This is a genomic window from Mesonia aquimarina (genome assembly GCF_003667275.1).
GTDB lineage: Bacteria > Bacteroidota > Bacteroidia > Flavobacteriales > Flavobacteriaceae > Mesonia > Mesonia aquimarina.
Genome location: NZ_RCNV01000002.1, coordinates 359,728 through 380,304 on the forward strand (window position 1 = coordinate 359,728; position 20,577 = coordinate 380,304).

19 protein-coding genes are annotated in these 20,577 nt (G+C 35.7%); all 19 read right to left on the minus strand.

The genetic code is table 11. The features are described 5' to 3' along the window. Nucleotides 1–79 precede the first annotated feature (79 nt). The 19 genes from D9R05_RS05175 to D9R05_RS05265 all read right to left on the minus strand — a co-directional run bounded on the left by D9R05_RS05175 (nt 80) and on the right by D9R05_RS05265 (nt 20,523). Entirely contained in the window at nt 80–2,293 is a 2,214-nt protein-coding gene (locus D9R05_RS05175; protein WP_121666162.1) for a S41 family peptidase, read from the minus strand. Between the two features lie 244 nt (nt 2,294–2,537). Then, nucleotides 2,538–3,002 carry a PEGA domain-containing protein gene (locus D9R05_RS05180; protein ID WP_121666163.1) on the minus strand — a complete coding sequence of 155 codons (465 nt, stop codon included), beginning with the start codon at nt 3,000–3,002 and terminating at the stop codon, nt 2,538–2,540. Between the two features lie 16 nt (nt 3,003–3,018). After that, nucleotides 3,019–3,411, minus strand: coding sequence for a hypothetical protein (locus D9R05_RS05185; RefSeq protein ID WP_121666164.1), 393 nt, complete (start codon nt 3,409–3,411; stop codon nt 3,019–3,021). A 113-nt stretch (nt 3,412–3,524) separates the two neighbouring features. After that, a complete protein-coding gene (locus D9R05_RS05190) occupies nt 3,525–4,565 on the minus strand; it encodes a ligand-binding sensor domain-containing protein (RefSeq protein ID WP_121666165.1) in 1,041 nt (346 codons plus the stop codon). Nucleotides 4,566–4,603: 38 nt separating this feature from the next. Next, nucleotides 4,604–5,056 (minus strand): hypothetical protein, encoded by a 453-nt coding sequence (locus tag D9R05_RS05195; protein WP_121666166.1) that lies wholly within the window; start codon nt 5,054–5,056, stop codon nt 4,604–4,606. 30 nt (nt 5,057–5,086) lie between these two features. Continuing rightward, the gene (locus D9R05_RS05200) at nt 5,087–5,566 is read right to left on the minus strand and encodes a GNAT family N-acetyltransferase (RefSeq protein ID WP_121666167.1); all 480 of its coding nucleotides are present in this window, start codon (nt 5,564–5,566) and stop codon (nt 5,087–5,089) included. Nucleotides 5,567–5,698: 132 nt separating this feature from the next. Next, nucleotides 5,699–6,355: a hypothetical protein gene (locus tag D9R05_RS05205; protein WP_121666168.1), complete on the minus strand. Its 657-nt coding sequence runs from the start codon at nt 6,353–6,355 to the stop codon at nt 5,699–5,701. A gap of 41 nt (nt 6,356–6,396) precedes the next feature. Then, a complete protein-coding gene (locus D9R05_RS05210) occupies nt 6,397–7,236 on the minus strand; it encodes a hypothetical protein (RefSeq protein WP_121666169.1) in 840 nt (279 codons plus the stop codon). A gap of 320 nt (nt 7,237–7,556) precedes the next feature. After that, the gene (locus D9R05_RS05215; protein WP_121666170.1) at nt 7,557–9,830 is read right to left on the minus strand and encodes a 5'-nucleotidase C-terminal domain-containing protein; all 2,274 of its coding nucleotides are present in this window, start codon (nt 9,828–9,830) and stop codon (nt 7,557–7,559) included. Nucleotides 9,831–10,112: 282 nt separating this feature from the next. Further along, entirely contained in the window at nt 10,113–10,520 is a 408-nt protein-coding gene (locus D9R05_RS05220) for a hypothetical protein (RefSeq protein WP_121666171.1), read from the minus strand. After that, on the minus strand, nt 10,492–10,917 hold the full coding sequence (locus tag D9R05_RS05225) for a GreA/GreB family elongation factor (protein WP_121666172.1): 426 nt from the start codon (nt 10,915–10,917) through the stop codon (nt 10,492–10,494). The genes D9R05_RS05220 and D9R05_RS05225 overlap by 29 nt, the downstream gene beginning before the upstream one ends. A gap of 116 nt (nt 10,918–11,033) precedes the next feature. Further along, a complete protein-coding gene (locus D9R05_RS05230) occupies nt 11,034–12,314 on the minus strand; it encodes a Glu/Leu/Phe/Val family dehydrogenase (protein ID WP_121666173.1) in 1,281 nt (426 codons plus the stop codon). A gap of 392 nt (nt 12,315–12,706) precedes the next feature. Beyond that, nucleotides 12,707–14,050 carry a sigma-54-dependent transcriptional regulator gene (locus tag D9R05_RS05235; protein WP_121666174.1) on the minus strand — a complete coding sequence of 448 codons (1,344 nt, stop codon included), beginning with the start codon at nt 14,048–14,050 and terminating at the stop codon, nt 12,707–12,709. Further along, nucleotides 14,047–15,144, minus strand: coding sequence for a sensor histidine kinase (locus D9R05_RS05240; RefSeq protein WP_121666175.1), 1,098 nt, complete (start codon nt 15,142–15,144; stop codon nt 14,047–14,049). Before D9R05_RS05240 ends, D9R05_RS05235 begins: the two co-directional genes overlap by 4 nt. 84 nt (nt 15,145–15,228) lie before the next feature. Next, on the minus strand, nt 15,229–16,626 hold the full coding sequence (locus D9R05_RS05245; RefSeq protein ID WP_205589270.1) for an NAD(P)(+) transhydrogenase (Re/Si-specific) subunit beta: 1,398 nt from the start codon (nt 16,624–16,626) through the stop codon (nt 15,229–15,231). Between the two features lie 5 nt (nt 16,627–16,631). Further along, nucleotides 16,632–16,928: an NAD(P) transhydrogenase subunit alpha gene (locus D9R05_RS05250; protein WP_121666177.1), complete on the minus strand. Its 297-nt coding sequence runs from the start codon at nt 16,926–16,928 to the stop codon at nt 16,632–16,634. Between the two features lie 27 nt (nt 16,929–16,955). Further along, a complete protein-coding gene (locus D9R05_RS05255; protein WP_121666178.1) occupies nt 16,956–18,035 on the minus strand; it encodes a Rossmann-fold NAD(P)-binding domain-containing protein in 1,080 nt (359 codons plus the stop codon). A gap of 257 nt (nt 18,036–18,292) precedes the next feature. Further along, nucleotides 18,293–19,315 (minus strand): serine hydrolase domain-containing protein, encoded by a 1,023-nt coding sequence (locus D9R05_RS05260; RefSeq protein ID WP_121666179.1) that lies wholly within the window; start codon nt 19,313–19,315, stop codon nt 18,293–18,295. Between the two features lie 110 nt (nt 19,316–19,425). Further along, nucleotides 19,426–20,523, minus strand: a complete 1,098-nt coding sequence (locus D9R05_RS05265; protein WP_121666180.1) for a hypothetical protein — start codon at nt 20,521–20,523, stop codon at nt 19,426–19,428. Nucleotides 20,524–20,577: the final 54 nt, after the last annotated feature.

Genomic DNA, 20,577 nt, shown 5'->3' on the forward strand with positions numbered 1-20,577 from the left:
TTCTGCACTACTTTTTCTCAGAAAGGAATAACTGAAGTGGAAGCTTAAAATTCAATTTTTTATGTTTTTTTGGTTGGCTTCATCGGTTGATTAGTTCAATCGCCTTTTCCAACACCTCATCTTTTCCTTTTTTAATGCCTTCTATTGTGGGGGTAATTATCCTATCGGGGACAATTCCTACGCGTTGGGTTGGCGTTGCATCCGGATAGTATACTCCAATTCCTGAGATCATAGTGCGTAAACCTCCCGGCAATAAAATAGGAGAAATATTTCCATCGGCTCCTGCAGTGGTGCTCCCTACAATTTTGGCGTCTTCAACAGCTCTAAATGCCATTGCCGTATATTCTGCTTGACTCTGTGTTTTTTCATTAACCAAAACCACCAATTTTCCTTTATAGGTTTTTCCTCGACTCTTAATTCTAGTGCCTTTTCTAAAGGTAAATTCTCCTGGATTATGGATATTTCCTTGAGTAAACTTTACAAAATGGGTAGGCTTAGAAACAAAATACGACCCTAATCGAAAAGGAACAAAGGTGGAAGGGTAATTTCGAATATCGATAATTATCCCTTTTGTGTCTCTAAAGGATTTTTTTATTTCAGGAATATCTTCTTTCTTAATATTCGCCAGGCTAATGTAACCAATGTCTCCATTTATTCGTTTAAAACTTTTTTCCTCTTTATTCACTTTGTACCAATGATACATATCTAGCTTATCACTTTCATATAGTGGTAATTTGTGTTGGTAGGCTTTGCCTTCAGAAATATATTGAATTGAAAGCTGATTCTTTGGCGAACGCAACAAGTCGATTGAGATATCGCGTAACATAGCTGCTTTATTGGAATGCGGATAATAGGCTTCTAAACTATCTACTAAGGTATTGATAGGTTTGCCTTGGATGTGTGTAATAATATCTCCAATTTTTAATTTACTTTCTTCTAAAAGTTCAGGATTGTAATAATCAACTACTACAAACTTATCTTCAATAAATTCAGCCCTACAAACGGCATAGTTGTTTCCTCGTGCTTCTGCTAATTTATCACCTCCGCCCCATAAATTGGCGTGGGTGTCATGTACTTCTCCAATTAATTGCAGGGCTGCCAATTCATAAGTTAATTCGTTTTCTGCTTCTATAAACTTTGGGATATACTCCGTAAGAATCTGTCCCCAGTCTTTATCGGTTAAGTGTTTGTTGGGGTAAAAATATTCAATCATATTCCAGTATCGGTAAAGCGACAATAGTCGAAAACCAGAATCTGGATAAGTCATTTCCTGATAAGCATTTTCGTGGGTAAACTCAGGATTCTTTACTCCTGGACGAAGGGAAATATAATAATGATCTTTTTGATTTCTACACTCATAAACTTTTTTTAATGCGGCTTTTACCTCAACGGATAAGTCAGACTTTGCTATCCAAGATAAATCAGGTTGTAGAACTGCATCGGCCGCTGTTTGCTTACAAGTTTTGCACGGAGGAATTGTGCCATATTTGTTTATCCAATTGAGGAGCACTTTATTGCGTTGTTGCTTATCTGCTTTCAAGTAATCAGGTAAAATTCGAAATAATTCATAATCCCAGTTGTAATTTCCCGCGGCAATGTTGGGATGATGATACTTTAAAAACCCCCAAATTTTTCCTAATAGGGCTAAGTTATCAATACGTTCGGGACTTAGATCAGGAATTACAATTGTAGAACCTTTATCGAATTCATGATCCTTTTCGGCAGGGAACTTTTTTCTTTGGTAGGTTTTAAGCTTAGGATCTTCTAGTTTTTTGCCATCGATGGACACCTCCAACTTATCTAGCCACATTTTACCATTTCCGACCAATAAACCTCCGAGTACAATTTTATCGGTTTCTTTAGGGTTTAACTGAAGCGTTATTTCATATTTTTTCCAATCGGTTGTTCCGGTAATTCCTCGGTCTTTCATATTATCGAAACCAATATTTGGATCAATACGCATCCATAGACCTGCGTAGCCCGCTGTTACCTTTTCAGTTTTTATGTAGCCGGACAAGCGAATTTTTTTACCTTTATAATTATCAGGTAACGTAAAAGCTAAGGCTTTAAAGTCTTTTCCTTTTCCGGTGTTTTCAATTACGGCCGAAAATTTTCCGTGTTTTGCGGTGGTAGAATCGATGTAGATCTTATATCCTGAACCTCCAAAATCACTCCAAGATCTAGTATTATCATGTTTTGGTTGTTCAAAGTCCAAGTCGAGTTTTCTACTGCCCGTGTTTTGAGCACAACTCATGATTGAACACAGGAAGCATAGTAAAAGTAATTTCTTCATGTCGACTGATTTGCTTCAGGAAATTATTTTCCCGAGACGAGTTCCATTTAATTTTATAAAGTTAGTCTAAGGACCTATTTTTAAAGTGCTTGTTACATTTATTTTTAGAAAAGCAGTTTTAATAATCTAAAGCAAGTTGACTAGAAAGTCTAGATTGTTAGTTGATGTAATTCTTTTTGACTCTTTGCAAACGATTGTCAGCAAAGATATATTGTATTTAAAAAACCATTATGGCGGGCTTTATTCAGATTTTTTTTAACTGCCCTATTTTTTCAGAATTTTCATCGATGTTCAAGCTTATTTTTATAAATAATTTCTCTCCTTTTGTCGTATAGGTGGTTCCGTTTTTTAGGTTACCATTGACTTTTTCTGGTTTTAATTTGTGAATGGCTCCAGTTATTGGGTCAATTAAAATCCCGATTAATCCACCAAAAGCGATGTTTCCAATATACCAAGCGTTAAATTTTCTCTCTAACTTTGTCGTATAGGTTTCATACCCGTCTAATTTTAAAATAAGGCTATATTCTTGATTTCTTTTTAGGTTCTTTTCTACAGGTGTATTTCCAACCTCAATTTCATTTATATAAACTTTTGCCTCACTCGGTTCAGAAGTTATTTTTACTTCTTGTCTAGAACCGGAAATAATGGTAGCGCAGCTCGAGAACAACAATATAGCAGATAACAGAATGTATTTCATTATGCTTTTCATGAGTTACTTTTGAATATTAGCCAAGTTTTAATTCGTATTGGGGTAATGAGGAAACATTTCCATCATATTTGTATAACTCAATTTTCAGGCGGTAGCAAGTGCTCCATATACCTGGTTCTTTTTTATCGACCACTTTTACAATATTAGCTCCATTTGCTCTTGCCTTGTTTCTCGCTTGCGTCAATAGGCTATTAAAGCTGCAATCTGTTGAAAATCCTGAATCTTGAAATCTTAAATCACCGATTTTTACAGTGTTTTCCGGTATCTCGTGTTCTATGTCCAAAAAAGCTACCTCATCATTTATTGATAATTTGGGTTGGGGGTTGGTGAAATTTGAAGATATTTTTGGAGTACAGCTAGTCAATGCGATTATAGTTAGCAATACTAGCGTATTAATGATGTGCTTCATGTTGATTGAAATTGTTTATAGGGATCCTCCAATGCTAATTTTAGAGCGGCAAATATATCATTTTACATGGTTCTTAACGGAATTACATAAAAAAATAACCATTCGTTTTTATTTCAAAAGAGTTTATGGAATGATTTTCCATCAAATTGATAAATGTTTCCATGGGCCGTTCCAAAAAGCAAATTGTGATGATCATCCTTATAGATACACCAAACCATTGGGGAGCTAAGCTTTTTATCAATAGTGTAGTTTTTTAGTGATTTGCCATTGTATTTCCACGCTCCAGTATCTCTGTCGCCAAACCAAATGTTACCTTCACTATCTTCCTCAATCGCAAAAACATGTTCAAGTGTGCCTGGCGGCGATGGATCTCCTTTTTTTGAACTTTCCGGATGAATTAGCTTGTGTTTTTTTGAAAAATTAATAATGCTGTCTCCTTCTTTTAGTAGTACCCCAATTCCATTATTCCCCATCCATAACCTTCCTTTTGAATCTTCCAAGAGGCTTCTAATATGAAGGGTTCCGTTTTCTTTTGTTAATCCTAAACTTTTATCATCAATGATGCTGAAGTTTCGGCCATTATATCCAAAAACACCGGCATATGTGCCCATCCAAAGCATATTATTTTTTCCTGTTGCAAAACCTGTTACATGATATGTTTTGTCAAACTGAATATTTGGTGATAGCGGAAAGGCTAAATAATTTAGGTGTTGACCATCGTACCTGATAACGCCTGCTCGATTTCCGGCATGAAACCAAAGATCGTGAGTTGTTTTTTGCCACGGGTGGTGTTCCTCATCTTTAACGGGTTGAGGATGAGTTGTGATGTTTTTTCCATCATAACGACTAATAGCATTTGCTGTAGCTATCCAAATATTTCCTTTGCTGTCTTGTTGAATAGAGCGGATTTGATTATCGGCTAAGCCATCATTAACGCTTATGTATTTAAAGAATTTTCCGTCAAAACGGGCTAGCCCTTCTTGATGACTGCCAATCCAGTAATTACCATTCCGATCTTGAAAAATTGCTCCAATTCCCGAAGTAAATTTTAAGGAGTCTATTGTTGAAGATGTTAGCTGAGCTTTAGTAAAACGGCTTGTTTCTTTTTTACAACTTAAGCAAAGTATTACGAGCAAACTCAAAAAATATTTCATACGTATTTGTATTAGTTTTCTTACGGCTAGCGGTTCAATTAAAAGCTATAAGAATACATCGCTAAAGAACCAATGCTGTAGCTTATGATGTTTACTATTAAGGTCGTCTTTATGATTTTTGATGTCTTATAATTATTTTTTAACATAAGGTAATTAACTAATCCTTCAATCAGTAAGGTTAATACAAAAGCAATAGCGTAAAAAAAGGCTAGGGAATTAAATCCTTCTTCTCCATTAACTTCATTGGCACTTACCCAAGGAAACCAAACCACTAACCACCAGCCTCCATTTAGAGCCATCGATCCGATAAACCCGATGATTCCACTAATCAGGTTAGACAAACAAGCGGTTTTGTAAGCTTTTTTGTCGCCATATTTTTTAGTCAACATATAGCTTAGCACTACGCATTCGATTAGGATGATAGCAATCATAAATATCCATCCTTGCGGAAGGAATGCGTAAATTCCAAAACTCACATTTAGTGTAATCATTTAGCTTATATGCATGTTTTAAGGTAAAAGCTACAGAGATTCATTTTTGTGCTTCCATTTTATTTTTACAGCTGATATTTTCTTAAGTTCAAGCCTATTATGTGTTATGAGTTCGAACCCGTTTTTTAAATAAAAGTCAAGAGGAGAATTATAGTGTTCTCCGTTTTTCTTCCGGTCATTGTTATGGTCAATTACCCAAGCGTTTAATTCTGGTTCTTTTTCTTTTGCTCGATTTAATAATTTAGTCCCGAGTCCTTTTCCCTGAAAGCTAGAATCTAAAATAAGGGCAAACCATTTTTCATTCTCACGAGTAAAACAAACATACCAAATCTTAACTTTTGAATTATGATCTAGCATTAAAATATGAGATGGAGCAGTCAATTCCGCGAGGTATTTTTCAAATTCCGCTATATGCTGAAAACCTAATTTCTCCGGGTATTCATTATTCCACAGCTTAAGTATTTCTCGCTTATTGCTTTCTGACAAAATACTTACTTCAATGAATTTCATTTGAAATATGCTTGATTAAAATAAGAATTTTTTTGTTCAGTTGTTCTTACAATTAAACTAAGATAGCTAAAATTATTGGCTTTTGTGTTTCATCTTCAGTGTTTCGGGATCTAATTGCTATTGCTCATCCTTCTATTTTGATTTTAATGAATCGAATGAAGGCGGCGGTGGTGGAGGTGGTGGAGGCGGAGGAAAAAAGTTTGAAGAGATTATTCTCCAGTTAACAGTTGAGTCTAGTTCATCTTTATGTTTCTTGTTTAATTCTGAATAATCAAGACAAAAAATTTCATTTGCTAAATAGTACTTATAATCGGCTATTCCTCTCGCTATTTCTTTAAATAGATGAAGCACATTGTTGTTTATTTCCTGATCATAAGTTACAAATACTAAACCCGTCGATACCGGATACTTTTTTCCATTGCTAAAATGCTGTACTCTTGCATCAGATTTAGTGGTCTCTTGGCTTGGATTCAATAGGAAGTTGAACACTTCTTTTCTTAAGTTTTCAAGTTTTGCGCGCTCATATTCGATTAATACGTCTTTATTATTTTCAAATTTTACATCTAAGCAATTTCTTCTACAATGCCAAAGCGGTAAATTTTGATTTTCCCAAACACTATCTAATTTTAAAGCGTATTGTTCTAAAAGGTATTTTATATCAGCATTTTCAGGGTCTTTTATAATTTTTCCAATGAATTCTTTTCGTAATAAAAATTCTCCATTTTGTCCATAAGCCTTACCAAAGAGAAGGTTAAAACTGATCAGGATGATTAGAAGGCTTGTTTTCATTTTTAAACTATAAAGGCATTTGTTATTCTACGATATTGTTTTTAATCAATACTGATTTCTATTGGAATTTGTGATTTAACTTCCTTTGTTTGTTCACAGGCAGGAGACCACCTTGTTAACTCAACCAATAAGTTAGTTATTTTACGTTTAACCTCATTATCCAGTTGACCGGCATAGCGTATGGGTTCTTTTTCAATTTTACCTTCTTCGTTAATAATGACATAGGCTTTTATAGTATGGGGGATATGTCCTTTTATTTTTTTTATTTCTTGGATCAGTAGTTTGCTGTCGGACTGTAAGCTAGGTAATCGGGAAGGGTTTAAATAAACACCATCCGAATTTGTTTTTGCATAATTATATTTATTTTGCTCTAGTACCCATTTGTAAGCAGCAGCTTGTTCGTCTATTCCCTTAAATGTTTTGAATTTACCTTTAAAGGTTTGGGTTTTAATTAAACAATCATTTTTGTAGTGACCTATTTCCAAGTGATAAGCTCCGCGCAATCCTTTTGTGCTGTTAAATGGATTTTGGTTGAGCAGCAAATCAGCCTTGTTTACTTTATAAGTAGTTGGGTTATCTATATTTATGTTGTCGGTCCAATAATTATAGCTAAGCTCTTTAATTTCTAGGACGCTGTTAATTGTAAATGAAATTTCATACCCTCCAAAACCTGTATGATAAGTGTTTATTATTTGGAACAAAGCAGCAGATTCAGCATTTAAAATTAATTCTTTAAAATCTTGTTCAGGTTTTTCGATATCATCAAAGCGCTCAAAATCATCATTAATTTCATATTTCTCAAGATTTTTGTCAATGGAGATCTTCTGTTGTCCAAAAGCAACATTTATTAATAAAATTAGGATTACAACTAACGCTTTCAATCGTTGTTTATTGGTTCAAACAAAATAATTATCAAGAAGTGTACCTAACAGCTGTATTTAAAAACGGCTTTCTTTTTTTACCTTTCCCTCAACTCTGACGGGTGCTAAGTGTAATTATAAATAATCTTTTTTACAGTACTCATTCCAAAATAGCAATAGAGTCAAGGGGGTATTCAATAACTTACCGCTTATAGCAATAGAATATAGGTTTTAGAACATGTTGAAATAAAACTAAAGTGTCTGTTGTGCTCAAATATCATAAAAAACAAAGCCCCCCTGATTAGGGAGGCCTTATAAAAAGTTTTAAAAATCGTATAGAACTATTTTACTGCCTTAATTACTTTTGTATTACCGTTATCTAAAATGACGTTTACAAAAAATAATCCTGAAGAAATAGTACTTGAATTAACTCGATAGTTTTTGGCATTTACGATTTCATTGCGAATTAATTTCCCGTTAGAACTTATAATTTCTATAGCCTTAATTTGTGTTGACGAGTTGATGGTAAATGTATCGCCTTTTATTGGATTCGGGTACAATACTACTTTGGTGCTTATACCTGTGATATCTGAAACGCTCAAATTAGCGTCACCAATTACAATTCTAGTATCTTGATCTTGATCTGTTTCTGCAATATTGTAGGCAGAAGCATTGTCTGGGTAGAAGCTAGACATATATTCGGCCACGGCATCCTGCTCTCCACCTGTATAACTGAAGGAGTTGTTGTTGTCCGGATCATTAGCAAGGTCCCCATCAGGGTAGTCTACTGTTTCACCAAAACCAAGACCGCTGTAATAATTTAGACGGTTTGGTGCGCTTAACTGATCAAAAGGATAGCTGTCACCACCCTCGGCTAAAAAGTTTAGCGTTACCATATTAAAAGTAATCCCGTTTGGAGCAACATTTACACCATCTTCCATCACCACAACATCATTGGTCGCATCTGTATCGCCTTTGTCTACTACTAAGCCTATAAGTCTGCTCCCTGCCGGTTCATCGGGATCGTATACAAAGCTCATACCTCCTACCTGTGGAAACTGTCCGGGCTCGGCACCAGGAGCTACAGCCGCAAGGCCATGCTCAACAATATCGATTAGTTCGTCAGCGGTTAGCGTTAATCTAACAAGACCATTGTCAAAGCGAAGCGTTGCTTTTAGATGGCCTTCGGAAACTCCGTTATCAGCCGGAGGAGAAAATATGATATCATCAGGATCATTAGAACCGCTTGGAATGACTGCCGAACCAATTTCTGTTCTCAATCCGCCCCCGTTTTTAAGAGAAATATCTACGTCTGCATCTGCAGCAGGATTGAGAAGATTAGCATACCAGAGGTTAGCGTCAGCGGTTAGGTTTCCTAAATTGGTTTCTTGAGTTCTTACTTGTGACCTTCTTCCGTCAAGATAAACACTCGAATAACCTACAACGTTGTTATATTGCGCACTAATAACTCCCTGTATAGCATTTCTAAGTGCTACTACTGAAGGATTTGGCGTGGCGTTCAATGAGTTTACCAAGGATTCGTTAGCCGGATAAGCACCATTAATGGTATTATCAAGTTCGTTTAGGTCTATAACCCCATTGTTATCAAATTCTACTACCAATCTTCCAAGATACTTATAATCGCCATCTACGTTTACGACCAGTACAGGATCGCCAGCAGCGTCTGTAGTTTGAAATGGATAAGACTCGTCAAATGCAGGATCTGTTACCAAAGAATTGCTAAAAAGCACGTCATTGCTATCGCCCATTCTTGTATTAGAACCTCCGGCAACGATGATATCTACCCCATCTAAAAGAGTCGCTAATTGTTTTTCGATACTGATGGTCTGCATGTGGGCTATCAGAATAATTTTATTTACTCCGGCCATTTTAAGTGCATCAACGCTTGACTGTATTTCTGTTGCCAGTTGGGTAACACTTGAGCCCGGAGCAGGAGTTATGCTTAGATCACCAATTGAGGTAATGTCCGGAAAGCTTGGAGCAACAGCACCAATAAGCCCTATGCTTTCACCGTTTATGGTTTTAACGGCGTATTTAGCAACCTGATTGTTAAGTGTGTTTATATTGTTACCATCCGTACCAACGATTCCGGAAAAATCTCCGTCAGCGGAGAAGTCCATGTTTGTGGCAAGCCATGGAAAGCTGGAGCCGGGAAAGTTGACGTTATTAAATGATTCGCTACTGAAAGCGGCATCAAAAAATTCACCGGGTCCTTGATCTAATTCATGATTCCCGATACAGGCAGCTTCAACGCCAAAAGCATTTGCAAAGGCGATGTCTAAATGACCGGGCTCATTGCTACCTGAAAGCGATCTTACGGCATCGTTTTCAGCAGCATAAAAGCGAGGACCGGGAATGATAAGATCACCAGAGGTTAGGGTCAGCGTGTTGTTAGTATAGTTAGGATCATTTTGAAAAAGATCAACCAAGGCAGAGAACTCATCTACTGCGTCAAGGGCATTTTCTTCGTTGCCGTCTACATCAGAGTAGTGCAATAATTGTAACTCAAAGTTCTGGGCAAATAAAGTAGCTCCAGAAAACATAAAAAAGGCTAATGTTAAAACCTTAATTGTTTTAAAGTAAAGAAGTTTCATAGGAAATTATTTTGTTTGATGTAAAACTATTCCTAATGTATTGTAAACGAGTTAATTTAACTTGAAATGATTGTTATATAGGTGAAAATAAATATCGTTAAGGTTTCTAAATTGTTAGTAGTGAAAGGACAAGATAATTATACCTTAAATAAATAAAGCTGTACGCTATATGCTTTAAGCACGATTTACTTGGATTTAACCCATCAGCAAATTAAATTTAAACCATAAAACTTGAGGTGTTTAGCTCCCAAGCTTTATGGTTTTCTTTACTATATATGTATCTCAATTATTTTTTTCTAAGAAGTTAAAAATAATCAATTTTAAATTCCTTACTTTTTCTAAATGTTTATTTAGTTTATTGTGAAACTCAAAATGTTCGTTGAAGAAATAAGCTTCACAATGCATATCTTCACATTCCCTAATTTCCAAAGTTTTATTGGTAAAATTAATTGTTCTATTATAAAACATTTTATTGTTCTCAAGTACTTTTTTTAAGGTGTTATGTAAATAAGATTTATCTTCCTTATTTTTATTGAGAGATTTAGCAAGTGTTGATTCTAATAAACTCCTCAGAAAAATTAATTCTTTTTCAATAAAGTCTAGATTTTTTTTCCAGTCTTTTAATTCTTTATTTAAGGTTAGAATAAGGATGCTCTCATCATCATCGTGTAATTTTACTGTGTTTTCCATTGTATAATGTATTTTCATGGGTTACATCAATAATTTTTATAGTTCCTTTTCCTGTGGGAAAATCCCAAGTAAGCTCATCTCCTTTAGCATATCCAAATAGTGCTAAGCCCATTGGGGCTAATATGGAGATTTTATCATGTGCAATACTACTTTTATCAGGAGTAACGATCTGATATTTTTTAGTCAGAAAAGGGGTCTCGATATGTACAATAGAATTAAATCGGATAACGTCAACAGGTAATTCTTTATTTTTTACAATTTCAGCTTGAGTCATTTCTTTTTTTAGAGCAGAAATAGCAAGGCGATAAGAATCACTTTTGTCGTGTTGCGCTAACGAAATAATTCGTTTTAACAAGTCAAATTCATTCTCTTCTATTAATAATTTTTTATATTTCATTTTAGTTATCTAAAATAAAGGGGAACCCGAAGACAGATTAACACCAAGTAGCACTAGTTGACTTTTATTGCACAAATCATGGAAAAACTCTTCTGGGTTCACCCTATTAAATGTTATTAAGGAAAAATACCGCGTTGTCTGTAAGCTGTTTCTATTCTGGAAATAGCTAATATATAAGAAGCGGTTCGCCAATCGGTTTGATGTTCTTCTACCGCTTTAGCCACTTTGGAGAAGTTTTCTGAAAACTTCTTTTCTATTTTTCGCATGACTTCTTCCAGTTGCCATAGTTCTCCATTTCTATTTTGAAGCCATTCGAAATAACTGCCAATAACACCACCGGAATTGCATAAAATATCAGGGATAATAGTTATCCCTTTTTCTAAAATAATATTCTCTCCTTCTCCTGTTATAGGACCGTTAGCGCCTTCAGCAATAATGTTTGCTTTTATGTCATAAGCATTTTGCTGGTTGATTTGATTCCCTAAAGCTGCTGGAATTAAAATATCACAATCTAAACCAAAAAAACGCTTAGGTTCAATTTCTTCTGCTCCTATAAAGCCTTGAATAGAGCCTTTTCTAGGTTTAGTATGTTCAATTAATTGGTCTACATCAATTCCATTTTCATTTATTAAACTAGCGTGTGCATCTTGTACTGCAAGTAGTTTAGCTCCCTCTTGTATCATAAAATGTGAAACCCATTGCCCTACATTACCAAAACCTTGTACAATAAAACGTTTTCCTTTTAAGGATTTTCCTTGCTCCGCTAGCAATAATTTGATGGATAAATAAACTCCAAATCCGGTAGCTCTATCTCTTCCTTCCAATCCTCCGGCCCCAACAGGCTTTCCTGTAACCACATGTTGATTATGAGAACGTTGTGAAGACGATTTGGTAGACATATAAGTGTCTAAAATCCAAGCCATGGTTTGCTCATTGGTATTTACATCCGGTGCGGGTATATCTTGTTCTGGTCCAATATTCTCTCCAAGGGCAAATGTAAAACGCCTTGTTATTCGTTCTAATTCAGCTAAAGAATGATCTCTAGGATCTAACTGTATTCCTCCTTTGGCCCCACCAAAAGGGAGACCGGCCAAAGAAGTTTTCCAAGTCATCCACATAGCTAATGCCTTTGCGTCAGATACATCTATAGAAGGGTGGTAACGGAGTCCACCTTTATAGGGACCTAAAGCATTATTATGTTGTACACGATAGCCCGTAAATATCTTAACATCACCATTATCCATTTTTACCGGAAAATGAATAATGATTTCGTTATTGGTGATTGCCAGTATTTTTTTTATATTTTCATTGAGATTGATGCGCTCTGCAACTTTATAATATTGTTGCATTACATTATCATACATTGATGCGGGTTTCTTTTCTTGAATAGTGCTCATAATTATTGGTGATTTTCACAATAAAGTTTATTAGTATGTTTCCAAGTGCAAGTTTTTATATGGTTGCAATTGATGCATAAGCCTTGCAGTGGCTTATTTTTTTTTGAGGCTTGATTAAAAGCTAGTATGGGTTCCAGTATTTCCATAATTAATTTAAATTTCTTTTATAATGGCAATTGATATACCAGTAATAATATTTTTAACTTAATTATGTTTAAACTGCTATAAATCAAACTATTATAAATTAATTTTGTAAGATTAATTAATAGGGGGTCGGGTATATTTTACCCGATAGGTGAAAAATGGACCAAGCTTGGTTTAGCCAAATTGATTACAGAAAAGATTTATTTTTATAAATAGCAGGAAATCAATACCGTTTCGTATGTCTAAAACTAGCTTTCTAATTTGTTTCGTAGAGTTTTACGGTCTATTTGTAATAATTTAGCAGCTTTAGTTTTGTTATTTCCTACAGAAGCCAATACTTTTTGAATATATTTTTTTTCCATGACCGAAAGTGGTAAAAAAATATCGTCTGTAGGTTTAGATGTTATTTTATATTTAAAATGATCCGGAAGTTGTTCTACACCTATTTCTCCATCGTTCATAATGGTTAATTTCTGAATGCAGTTTTCCAGTTCTCGCACATTTCCCGGCCAGGGATATCGCTGAAAAACGCTCATTACTTGTGCACTCAGTTGTAATTCTTTTTTAGCATACTCTTTAGCATACTTTTTTAAAAATCGATCACACAGCAAGGGGATGTCTTCACTTCGCTTATGTAAAGGCGGGACATTAATATCGACTACATTTAAACGGTAGTACAGATCTTCTCTAAAGGTTTGCTGCTGTACTTGTTGATAAAGATTTTCGTTGGTTGCAGCTATCACCCGGACTTGAATTTTTTCAGCTTTAGTAGCTCCAACTTGAAGTACTTCTTTTTCTTGAAGAACACGTAGTAGTCGTACTTGAACTGATGCAGGTGCTGTACCTATTTCATCGAGAAAAATCGTACCCGTATGGGCAGCTTGAAAAAAACCTTGTTTATGTTGATTTGCTCCCGTAAATGCTCCTTTAACATATCCAAACAATTCAGATTCCAAAAGATTTTCGGGAATTGCTCCACAATTTACCGTAATAAAAGGGTTAGCTGCAAAAGCGCCTTTATAATGAATTGCTCTTGCGATAAGTTCTTTACCGGTTCCGCTTTCTCCTTGAATAAGTATAGTGGCTCTATTATTTTTAACCCGTTCAATTTGTTCTACCAAATCTGCAATTTCTGGAGACTTTCCTATAATTCCGGCATACACTTGATGCTGAAGAAATTCACTTTTAGCTTCGTTATGAAAACGCAAGGGACTTGCTTTTCGGTTCTCCAAAGATTTTTCAATCGCTTTCTTTAACTCTGCATTGGTAAAAGGTTTAACCAGGTAATCTGTAGCGCCTGACTTTATCGCATCTACAGCAGAGTTTACTGAAGGAAATCCTGTTATAACCAATTTAGGCATATATGGATAATGCTCGTCTGCATACTTCAGTAATTCTAAGCCATTAATTTCGGGCATTTGTAAATCGGAAATCAACAAATCAATTGTAGTTAATTTTAAAATATCTAATGCTTCCTTAACAGAACTTGCTTTAAAAACGTGAAATTCAAGTGCTTTCAAGTTCCGTTGTAAAACCTCTAACATGTCATAGTTATCGTCTACAATAAGAATGTTCTCTTTTTTTAAGCTCATAGACTTGTTTTTTTGGGTATACTGATATGAAAAATGGTTCCTCGAGGTATATTTTCAGTAAAACTGATATCTCCTTTGTGACTTTTTATAATTCCGTGAACGACGCTAAGTCCCAGACCGGAACCTTCTCCTACAGGTTTTGTTGTAAAAAACGGATCAAAAATTTTACGTTTATTTTCAGGAGCTATACCTACTCCTTGATCGGCTATAGTGATATAAAATTGGGTAGCGTCTTGATTTAATTTACAGGTGATTTGACTTCCTTTAGGGGAAGCATAAATAGCATTAATCAATAAATTAAACAATACTTGCGTAAGTTGTATGCTATCTATTTGCGCCCGTACACGATGTGTATCACTAATTAATTTTGCTTTAATTTCAGCCTTTTTAAAACTTTGTCCTAACAAACTTAAGGCTTGTTCTATTACGGGTTTTATTTCAATTTCCTCTTTATTTTGTGGCATTTCACACGCAAAGAACATGAGCTTTTTTACGACTTCTCGAGAGAAAATAGCGCCCTCAATTATTTTCTGACTATCGCGTTGTATAGACGGAGTATTTGCTTGTTGATTGATTAATTCTGCAAAACCTAAAATATTACCAAGCGGAGTATTTAATTCGTGCGCTATCCCTGCCGTTATCTCCCCGAGTATAGTTAAACGATCGTTACGTTCGGCACTGCGTTTTAAAAGTTCTTCTTTTTTATGCTGCTCTTTTTTTTCAAAATACCCTCCTAATTCTAACGCTACTTTATTCAGTAATTTTTGTTCTTCCTCTAAAAAATCCTTAGCCAAAAATCTAGGAGAAGGATAATGCACCATTACATATCCATAGTGCTTATTGAACACTCGGATATCACTTTTTTGTGTTGCTTTTTTTTGAGTAATACGATGGGTTTCTACGCTTAGCTTACCCGCTATAATTTCTACAGCAGCTTCCGCTGAAAAACGCCAAGCCTTTTTTAAAACCTGACTAACTTGATGAAGTAATTTTGTTTCATCTTCATGTTCCAGCTGTTGAAAAAGAGAAGAAATCTCATACAAACAACTCAGTTCTTTTATGCGTTCTTTTAATTTTTCTTCCGTAGATCCCATAGATGTTTTCTAACAACAAAAATTACTGAATAAAGGTACTATTTTCTTTATCAAAAAATTGATCAATGTGTATTTCTAAAGAAATTAATTCATCATTTTCATTTGACTAACAATTTCTTGTAAAGATTTTTTAGCGTCTCCAAATAGAAGACGGCAATTCTCTTTTTCAAAGAGTTCGTTTTGAATACCGGCATAGCCCGTACTCATCCCTCTTTTCATTACTATTATTTTTTTACTTTGGTAAGCTTTAATAATCGGCATGCCGTATATGGGACTAGCCGTATTTGTTTCAGCGGCGGGATTCACTACGTCATTTGCGCCAATCACCAGTAGCATGTCATAGGTTTCCATAAGCGTATTTACACTATCCATTTCCTTTAAATAGTCGTAATCAATTTTGGCTTCGGCTAATAGTACATTCATATGTCCGGGCATTCTTCCTGCTACAGGATGAATGATATAGTCTATACTTTTATCCTGTGCTTCCAAGACTTTTTGTAATTGATAACATTCATGCTGTGCTTGAGCAATGGCCATACCGTAGCCCGGAATCACCCCTATCTTTTGAGCAAAACTCAATTGTGTAATGGTTTCGGCTACACTTGTTTCTTGAATAGTTTGAGGAGTATCTTCTCCCGGGTTTGTCGTTTTATTAAAATGACCGGCTAATACGTTTACAAGCGAACGATTCATGGCTTTACACATTAACAAGGTTAACAATAGACCAGCTGCCCCCACAAATATTCCTCCGGCAATCATCGCTTTATTTTCTTGCATAAAACCTGCAAGAGCTGTTGCTATACCGGTAATCGCATTTAGTAAAGAAATGACCACCGGCATATCTGCTCCGCCAATAGGTAATACAAATAAAACACCGTACACGAAGCTTAATCCAATGACACTATAGGTGAAAACGCTTATTGAAATGGGTATAAACCCAAGGTAAAACAAAAGACAGCTCCCAAAAATGATGACAATAAATACCCTGGCTAATATGGTATAGGTGGTTTGATGTACATCTTTTATCTTTCCTGCTAATTTTAAATAAGCGACTATACTTCCTGTAAAAGCAATAGCTCCTGTAAGACTCCCAATGAGCAATAATAATTGATAGGCGGTCCCTTGAGATAGCACCACGGATTCCCAAGTATGCATTTCAATTAGCCCTAATAGCATGGCACAACCTCCTCCGGTAGCGTTAAATAAAGAAACCAGTTGAGGCATCGCGGTCATTTCTACTTGAACAGCCATGCGTTGTCCTCCCCAGATTCCTAAAATTAATGCGCTTATAATGATGAGTACATTGACCGAAGGCACTTCAAAAGAATAGACTGCTATTAGTGTACAGCTTATGGCTAAAAACATTCCTATGGCTGCTACGAGAATTCCTGTTTGAGCACGTTTTGGTGAGCTCATCAATTTAAGCCCTAAAATAAATGATAATGCTGCCCCTAAATAACCCAATTCTATAAAAACATTCATTGCCATTATTTTTTTGAATTAAACATGCCAAGCATACGCTTTGTCACCATAAATCCTCCTGCGATATTCAGCGTTCCTAAAAAGACAGCTATTCCCCCTAAGGCTAATGCGCCATAATGACCTTGCGGAATTTGTAGTGTTATACCTATGGCTCCTACTATAATTACACCACTAATAGCATTAGCACCAGACATTAACGGAGTATGTAAAATTGCCGGGACATTTGCAATCACTTCTATTCCTATAAAAACGCATAAAATAACTATATATAGTGCTTCTAAATTTTGTTCTATAAATTCCATATCTATTCTTAAAATATTAAGTTGTTTTTATTGTATATACTGACTCACCTCACAGGTTTGAACTAGTTCATGTGCTAATCCGTGGGTTAATCTAAATTTTAAATAGTTGTAAAAGTTTGCGGAAAGAAGACTGGAAGCTGCTTTGGGCAATTCTCTAGAGAGGTATGAGTTTCCGTAAATTTGTATGCCTTCATAATAAATGGACGTTTCATTTTCAGTAAGGCTGCAATTGCCTCCTTGCTCTGCTGCCAGATCAATAATTATAGAACCTTTCGCTAAAAACTTGAGGCTGCTTTTTTCTAAAAGTACAGGCGCTTTTTTTCCGGGGATATTGGCAGTACAGATCACAATATCAGTTTGCGTAAGTTGCTTTTCAATGCATTTTTTTTGTTGCTTAGCATAAGTTTCCGTTTGGGTAACGGCATATCCTCCGGCAGCTGAAGTTTCGGTATTTCCGTTTACCTCAATAAATTTTGCTCCCAGGCTTCTTACTTCTTCCCCGGCTGCTTTACGAACATCAAAAGCATGAACCACTGCTCCTAAACGTTTTGCGGTAGCTATAGCTTGTAGTCCGGCTACACCCGCACCTAATACTAATATACGAACAGGCTGAAGCGTTCCTGCCGCTGTAGTTGACATTGGGAATACATTTTTATACAGTTCAGCAGCATGAATAACCGCTTTATACCCTGACAACGCATCCATCGAAGAGCGTACATCCATATTCTGCGCTAAAGTAGTACGGGGCAAAAGGTCTAAACTATAAGCCTTTACATTGTTTTCGCTATATTTTTTCATTCGAAACTGAAAAAATAAAGGCTTGTAAATGCCTATGAATTCTATTTTTGATTTTACCTGTTCTACGAAGCATTCAATAGGATTGATAGCGATTATAATTGTAGCCTCTTCGCCTATAATTTTTCTTGTCTTTATTTTTGCTCCTTTAGATTGATAATCTTGATCCGTAATACCGTGAGATGTAGCATAATCTTTTTCTACGAGTACACTTATTTCTAATTCATTTATCAATTTATGAACGTCATCCGGTAATAAGGCGATGCGTTTTTCAAAAGCGGGTTCTTTTAATAAACCAATACGATGTTTCATGAATCTCAGCTTGCTGCTATTAATTAGTTATAGCGCAAATTGATTTCAATTGATGTGCCAGAACCTCCCTGTCTTCAATAAAAAGTCGTTTCTTGTTGATTATCAACCTTAAACAATTCTCGAGTAATTAGTAGTATTGAGGAGGTTTTACCCGCTTGGGTACTATTGAAGCATAAAAATAACTTATACCTTTGTTTTTTTAGAAAACAAACGTGTTCTGAACTTGATCGGTTGCTAGACAAGCTAACAACGTCATTTTAGTTTTGCTTTTTTATGATTTTATAAATTCTATTATTTATGATTTCTGCTAAATTCCAATTGTACAATTTAGGGTCTGTGGTGTTATAGAATTGGACCACAACCGCATCAATATCTTTATGGTATGCTGCAAAACTTTGGTAGCCCGGAACCCAACCCGAGTGTTCAAATTTATATAGGGAAGCATATATTTCTTGCTCTTTTGGGCTTAATAAGCTTCCGTTATTCAACGCCCTCAAGAAAAGACCAACATCTTCGGCTGTAGCGAGCATGCCTTGTTCGTCTGTTTTAAGGTCAAATGGATGCCCCACATGATACCCGCTCATCACATGGTTCAGATTCACTTCCCTTAGCGAACTGAAAGTATTGTTAAGATTCAATGGTTTGAGTATTTCTTCCTTTATGAATTGAAAATTTTCATAACCGAGTGCATTATCCATTATCTTGTTGATCAAAAGATAATTTGTGTTGCAGTATTCGTAACGCTCATCGGGTTCAAAATTAGCAGGCTTATCTAAAATTAAGGCGATACTTTCTTCATAAGTCTGTGTGGGAGCAGCCCAAAAATTTGGCGTATCGGTGAAGTTGGGGATTCCACTTCTATGCTGTATAAGCAGCCGCAACGTAATTTTCTCTGCATTTTCTATTCTCCCTTCAAGTTCCGGAAGATAGTCTGCGAGGGTTTTATCTAGCGAAAGTCGACCCTCATTTACCAGTTTGGTAACAGCTGCAGCATCATACAGTTTACTGATACTGGCAATTTTAAATAAGGCATGAGGCTTGGCAGGTATTTTAGAATCTCGATCATGCCAACCCGAAACAACATACTGTGGAGCTTTGCCGGCTTGGTCTACGTAAAGAATCATTCCATCAAATCCGTGACCGATGGCTTCATCTACTTGTTCTTGAAGAGTATCGGGTAGTGGGAGAATCCATGCTTTCACCAAAAGCCAAGGGACAAAAAATAAGGACACAATCGCCCCCAGCAATAAGCTTATTCTGATGATTCTTTTTGTTGTCATATTCTTTTGGTATAGGTAATTTTTAAAATGACCTATAAACCTTTTGGCGGAGTTTTAGCAAACTGAATTTTCGATTGGTTGTTAAGCCTGCATAAATATATTCTTATTTTTTAATAGGCCTCTAATTCATTCCGTAAATAAGCATTTAAGGCTGTCTGTTTAATTCCTAACTGTTCTTCAATAGCCTTATAATAATCTGAATCGGCGGTTCCGCTTCTCATAAATTTTTTGAGGGCCTCCCATCCTCCTTTTTCATAAACCTTCTTCACAAGTAAACCTCCTAACGCATAATGATAGGCGGTAGCATTATCTAAGTTGTCTAACTCAAGTAAATTGTTGAGGTTAATTGCCGGGTTTCTTTTTAAATACGCATTGGTTTTTATGAGGTGCCATTCCAGATCTTTACCGCGACTGCCCCCAAGAAAAGTAGCCATACCTTCCGACACCCAAAAATGTTTGTTTGGATAGTGTTCGTCAATTTGCACGTGAAAAACTTCGTGAGGGTAGTACTCTCCTAATCCACTACAATAAACTTTCCCTTCAGAAGCTTTACCACTCGGCATTGATTCTCCCCCCATCCCTACATAATAATCAATTCCTTTTAGCTTTTGAACTTCGTCAAAGTGATCTGCAAAATAATAGTCGAAAGGTGTCGGGTTTACCTCTAAATTTTTACAAATCCTTTGTACAAAAGCATTTAGTTTTTCAGCTTTTTTAAAATCAAAATCGTGATAACCGGGAAAATAGAAGTTAATCATTCCGTTGGTTTTGCATTTCCAATGCTGTTTGTTAACATGCAAGGCATTATAAAGCTTAAATTCGCCGTTTTCTTTTTTAGCAAAATAGTTGACAATCGCTAAAACAAAAGGAGTGCCATCAGCCTTACAAAATGAAAATTGCGCTTTTATTTGATATAGGCCATTCATTGAGCTTATGCTTAGGACGTGAATTGGATATCCCATATATAATGAGGGTTGAAATTCACTTGCTAAAAAGTCAACGTCTACATAATTCGTTTGCACTTCTTTATTCCAGTATTCGCTATAGTTTTTTTCTTGTGGGTTAGAAGCTATATAGCTTTCAAATACATGCATAACTTCGTTGGTTTCTACGGCTGAAGAATCAACGATATGTTTATAGGTTATTTGTTGGCCGAAGCAAGACAGGCTGTAGAAAACTATTAGTATTTGCAGAAATTTTGTTGTCATAACAATTTTTAACGAAGTTGCACATCAGTATCGTATCAATTGCTCTAAAAAGAA